This window comes from Sporosarcina sp. P20a (assembly GCF_002743175.1).
Taxonomy (GTDB): Bacteria; Bacillota; Bacilli; order Bacillales_A; family Planococcaceae; genus Sporosarcina.
The window spans coordinates 1-5,079 of sequence record NZ_PDYT01000041.1; the positions used below are offsets into that span (position 1 = coordinate 1).

The 5,079-nt window shown below is 38.8% G+C and carries 4 protein-coding genes and 2 pseudogenes; 1 reads left to right on the plus strand and 5 read right to left on the minus strand.

Features of this window, described 5'->3' with window-relative positions:
• Positions 1 to 175: 175 nt before the first annotated feature.
• Positions 176 to 454 (minus strand): hypothetical protein, encoded by a 279-nt coding sequence (locus tag CSV72_RS16300; RefSeq protein ID WP_099679214.1) that lies wholly within the window; start codon positions 452 to 454, stop codon positions 176 to 178.
• A gap of 821 nt (positions 455 to 1,275) precedes the next feature.
• Here CSV72_RS16300 and CSV72_RS16310 point away from each other — a divergent pair.
• Positions 1,276 to 2,120 (plus strand): annotated as a pseudogene (locus tag CSV72_RS16310) (DegV family protein).
• Positions 2,121 to 2,199: 79 nt separating this feature from the next.
• Here CSV72_RS16310 and CSV72_RS16315 read toward each other — a convergent pair.
• From CSV72_RS16315 to CSV72_RS17095, 4 genes and pseudogenes are all read right to left on the minus strand, one after another.
• Positions 2,200 to 2,802: a serine/threonine protein kinase gene (locus CSV72_RS16315; protein WP_099679218.1), complete on the minus strand. Its 603-nt coding sequence runs from the start codon at positions 2,800 to 2,802 to the stop codon at positions 2,200 to 2,202.
• Between the two features lie 318 nt (positions 2,803 to 3,120).
• A complete protein-coding gene (locus tag CSV72_RS16320; protein ID WP_099679216.1) occupies positions 3,121 to 3,774 on the minus strand; it encodes a VTT domain-containing protein in 654 nt (217 codons plus the stop codon).
• Positions 3,775 to 4,469: 695 nt separating this feature from the next.
• Entirely contained in the window at positions 4,470 to 4,736 is a 267-nt protein-coding gene (locus tag CSV72_RS16325) for a hypothetical protein (RefSeq protein WP_099679217.1), read from the minus strand.
• Between the two features lie 71 nt (positions 4,737 to 4,807).
• A pseudogene (locus CSV72_RS17095) lies at positions 4,808 to 5,079 on the minus strand (hypothetical protein); the annotation flags it as partial.

Below are 5,079 nucleotides of genomic sequence, written 5' to 3' on the forward strand. Positions count from 1 at the left end.
TTGTATTACGTGGAATATGTTTGATAGCTCTCCAGCTAAAAAATATTTTTCACTCATCTAAAAAGCTCGATAAACCTTGTCACTATCGTCTGTTCAAGAGGGAGTCGCCGGCTTCCGCTCCGATCAACTAAGCGACTACGAATAAGCTTCTTCCACAATCGCCCCGATTGATGAATTACTGTTTTCTTGATAAAACAACATAAGTAGCAGAACAAAGAAAGAGAACTACACCAATCGCAAGCGAAATGCTTAAAAAGTTACTTGGCATAAAACCTATGGAGAATATCAAAAATAGTATAGACGCCACAAAAAAGCGGTCTCCCTTTGTTTCTTTATCCACGCGATTCCAATTTAAGAGGACGAGAATATAAGCTAATGGTGCAAAACAAAAAGCAATTGTCAAAAAAGGTGTTTTCTTTAAATACCAAGGTAATTCGGTTTCTTTATCTTCCAAAAAATCACAACCTACTCTTTACATCAAAATTAAATGGCCCATTAATGAAATAACACCATCAAAAAATCTGAACTTATTTTTTCCACTTTCATCATTCATTTTATCTCTACCTTATCATTGTTGTAAGTCGTTTGTTTCTGACTTTAACTATACGTTGCACAATAAATCCAACCATTAAGCCGATAGCAAAAGGAAGTATTGCAATATTTGCATTAAGAATCAACCCATTCTCTACCGGTTCATTTAGAGCAAATGAAAACCTAAGAAGAGATAAATTAAATACATTCCCAATCGAATATAATAGAGCCATTGTCCCAACTGATGATAATAATGGAAAACATATAACTCTCACAAAAGACCTCCTTCCCATATTTATTTTTGAACAAACCTGACCCATTTGTTTAATAAACCGTTCTCTTATAATCTATTTTAGCACAAAGTACTTTGTTCCCTTCGGCGTTTTCAATTAATTCAAAATATTCTTCAGGGAAACCAAATCATGTATGAATTGCCTCCCCATATGTCATGCCTTCTATCTTTTTCTCCTCATGTACCGAACCCGTTATTACCTGACAGTTACTTTTTTCTTCAGCCAGAGGGTAAATTAAACTCACCACAAACCACGTCTGTAAGTCCCTCCGTTAATCCCTACACTTTCATTCATTCTCCTCTTAAACATATGTTCAATTTATGACTGCACACACTATAATTCGACAAGATATGACAACTGTCACTAGGTCTTGGCCAATCCGTAGTGTACGTTATGAATAGATGTTTGTTAGTCCATATACGAAATTTATAGTTTGAGGAGAAATTTATTAATGAAGAAAATAGCTTGGATTACGGATTCGGCAGCGCAATTAGACGAGGCTTTCATTCAACAACATCGTGTATCTGTACTTCCCCTTGGCATAGTGTTTGAAGATCGATGCTATAGAGAATCACTAGATCTCACAAAAGATGAGTTTTACGATAAATTACGGGCAGCTAAAGGTTCACCTAAAACCTCCCAACCTACCATTGGTGAGATGACTTCGTTATATGAAAAACTACAGGCAGAAGGATATGACTTTGCGATTGCTGTGCATTTATCCAGTGGACTTTCAGGTACATTTGAAAGCGCCCAATCTGCAGCAAAGATGACAGACTTCCCTGTGTATCCTATTGATTCGAAAATCGGTTCATTTCCGATGCTCAAAATGATTGAGATGGGGAATGAACTGTTTGCAGAAGGTAAAGGACCCGAAGAAGTCGTGGAAGCCCTTACTGCTATGACTTCAAATTCTAAGTTATCGTTTATCCCAGGCGGTCTAGGCCAACTGCATAAAAGCGGTAGGGTATCAGGAACACAAGCATTTTTAAGTAATTTGCTGAATATAAAAGTTCTCATTAGTTTTGAGAACGGAAAAGCCGTGATGACAGAAAAAGTGCGATCCATGAAGCGGGCAAAAAACATGTTACTTCCCTACTCCGTACCGATATGGAGAAAGGTTCTGTGCCAGAAGTAGCGGTTATTCATTGCCATAATCCAAAGGACGCTAACATATGGAAGAACGAACTACTGAAAGAATTTCCGACAGTACATGTTCGAGTTGTTTCACTGAGCGTTTGTGTGGCCGTGCATGCTGGTGAAGGAACGACGGGATTAAGCTGGGTCACCTATTGAATATATAAAAGGACCGAATCCATTGTGAATTCGGTCCCTTTTTTTATTACACACTAAAACTCGTTAGTGTATGCATCCTTCATAACCGATAGGATGGTATGAGTCCCCTTTTATACAAGAACGCCACAATATTCAAGAACGTGCTCGGGACTTTCTTCCAAAAGAATCGTTTTCGATAAAATTGTCGATGGGCTTTTTTTAGATTGCTCCACTGCTTGCAGTCCTTTTTCTGTCTATATCGCGCCACGTCGATCAGTCTCACTTGATCATCAGGTGTAATAAATATATTGCGCAAATGAATATCGGAAGGATTTAAACCTGTATCGGCTGCTAGCGATAATGCGTAATCAATTTCTGTAATATGAGCGTCTGTAATGACTCGCCCATTCGTCATACAATCAAAAAGTGTATCCCCTTCGACGTAATCCATCACTACGTAATTCGCACCCGTTTCATAAATATGTGGAAAATAGTGAATATCTTTGAGTGTGTGATAAATCTCGGCTTCTTCCTTCGCGATGTACACGGAATTAGGAAAGAATACTTTAATTGCCTTGTTCGAGCATTTGACTCGGAAAACAAACGCACTTCTCCCTGTTCCGACGAGCTGCAAAGATGGATGGAAGTCCACCAGACGATTCTTTTTATTTATGACAATGGAATGTACAAGTTCCTGATACATACTCAAAATGTAACCTCCAGTAGTTTAAAAAAATAAAAAAGAGACATCAAAACCAATTAGTGGCTTTGATGTCTCTGCTAAAACTAAAAGAGACCTCACCAAATAATTGGTAAGGTCTCGCAAACAACGTAAGTTGCCAGTAGAGCCGAGGATTCACATCCTGTATTGACGACTTTTACTGTAATAGCTACTCCCCTTAACGGAAGTGTTCGTATAATTCTATAGGTTCACTTTAAAACGAATCGGCTTATATGTCAATTAACTACGAACGTATAGGTATTTGTCGACATGATTTCAGTATAAAACGACTGATTCTTCTCACCGCTCAGCTTTACTGCTGAATTTACTTTTCATAATACCAAATAACGCAGGGAAGACAGATAAAAAGATAATCACAAGCAATACCGTGGAAAAGTTTTCTTTAATAATAGGAATATTGCCGAATAAATACCCCAACATGGTGCATATACCTACCCAAAATGCCGCTCCAACGACATTATAGAAAGCAAAGTACCGGTAATTCATGCGGCTCGCGCCTGCAACGAACGGAGCGAATGTCCGAACAAACGGCATAAAGCGAGCAATCAGGATGGTTTTCCCGCCATGCGTATTAAAGAACGCCTCGGCAGCTTTCATTTTCTTTTGGTTTATGACTTTCCCCAGGAAACTGTTAGGAGAAATGGACATCCCCACTTTACGACCAATATGGTAGTTCACTGTATCGCCCAGAACGGCAGCAACGAAGAAAACGGCGACAATGAACCAAATATTAAAAGCATCTAGAGCCGCAAATGCACCGCCTGCGAAAAGCAGGGAATCCCCAGGTAGAAATGGAAATATCACTACCCCAGTTTCAATAAAAACGATTAGAAATAAGATGACATACGACCAGCCGTCAAATATTTGAATGATATCGACCAGATGCTCATCAATGTGCAAGATGAAGCTGATTAGTCCTTGAATGAGGTTCATGTAAAGGCTCCTTTTTGGGAAAAATGACTTCGTCGCTATGCAAGTGAGGATACCAGATGTTTATTCATCGTCAATCTACTTTACGTTCGGCGCATGGTATTTATCCTTAAAAAGTGCCAAGTCGGTAAAATAAATAAGATCCCCTTCCAGATTGAAAGCAAATAGAAGCGGATGTGCTTACTCATATGGTTTGGTAATCTACCATGGGCTTTGGAAATTTCATCCACTTCATTATGTTTTCCATAAAAGACTAGACGTTCACCTTCATATAAGCAGTGAGAAGACGTATCCGTATATAGTCAGCTTGTAGTTTATGTAATGCTATCAGGTCGTATTCTGTTTAGTACAACTACTAGCGTTACATTTGTAAGAGTAGTGCTTCACTTCCAGTTACAGCCCATATAACAAGCATAAGTAGCGCCAAAACAGCATCACCGGCAATTGCCATGCTGAAATCGCTTCATCTGCCTTCCCTATTTTCACTTTCTAGGATGCCATATAAACACAAAAAGAGACCCCACCAAAAAAACTGGTAAGGTCTCGCATCCAACGTGAATTGCCAACAGAGCCAAAGATAAGCATCCTGTAGCATCAAATTCCACTAGAATAACTACTTCGCTTAATGAAAGTGAAACGTATAATAATAGATATTCACTTAAAATCTAGCCTTCTTACATGGCAAAAATCACGAGTAGTTATTCTTTAATAGTATCCACAAGTCGTTTGGCATCTACCATCGACATGCCTTTAAATTCCCTCAAGTACTTCACCGTTTTTACGACACCGAGAGTTTTTAATTTTTCTTGCGCATCAGTGATCAATTCATTCTGACTTTCGACTGGACGCAATCTGTGATTCTCTGCCTTCAATACTTTAATTTGTCTGGCTTGTCCTAGAATGAGCAATAAAAATCCTACATTCGCTAAAGTGAGTCCTAAAATTACTAGTTCATCCATATTCATAAACAAACCTCTCCTAGTAGAAGTGGGGCCTGATTTACTATCAGCCGTAATTCAACACCAACCAGACAGTATTAGGTAGTAATACATAGGCGGTGTAAATCGTTCACGAACTTATCCACATGTTCTTTCTTTGTAGACCAGCTTGTACAAAAACGAACCGCACTATGTGTAGCGTCGATCTTTTCCCAGAAGGAGAATGAATACTTCTTGCTTAACTCCGTCATGACGTACTCCCTCTTGAACAGACGATAGTGACAAGGTTTATCGAGCTTTTTAGATGAGTGAAAAATATTTTTTAGCTGGAGAGCTATCAAACATATTCCACGTAATACAACTTCGGTTA

Coding starts and splice junctions, on each gene's coding strand:
- CSV72_RS16325 (WP_099679217.1), bottom strand. CDS start 4,736: ATGAATATGGATGAACTAGTAATTTTAGGACTCACTTTAGCGAATGTA.
- CSV72_RS16315 (WP_099679218.1), bottom strand. CDS start 2,802: ATGTATCAGGAACTTGTACATTCCATTGTCATAAATAAAAAGAATCGT.
- CSV72_RS16320 (WP_099679216.1), bottom strand. CDS start 3,774: ATGAACCTCATTCAAGGACTAATCAGCTTCATCTTGCACATTGATGAG.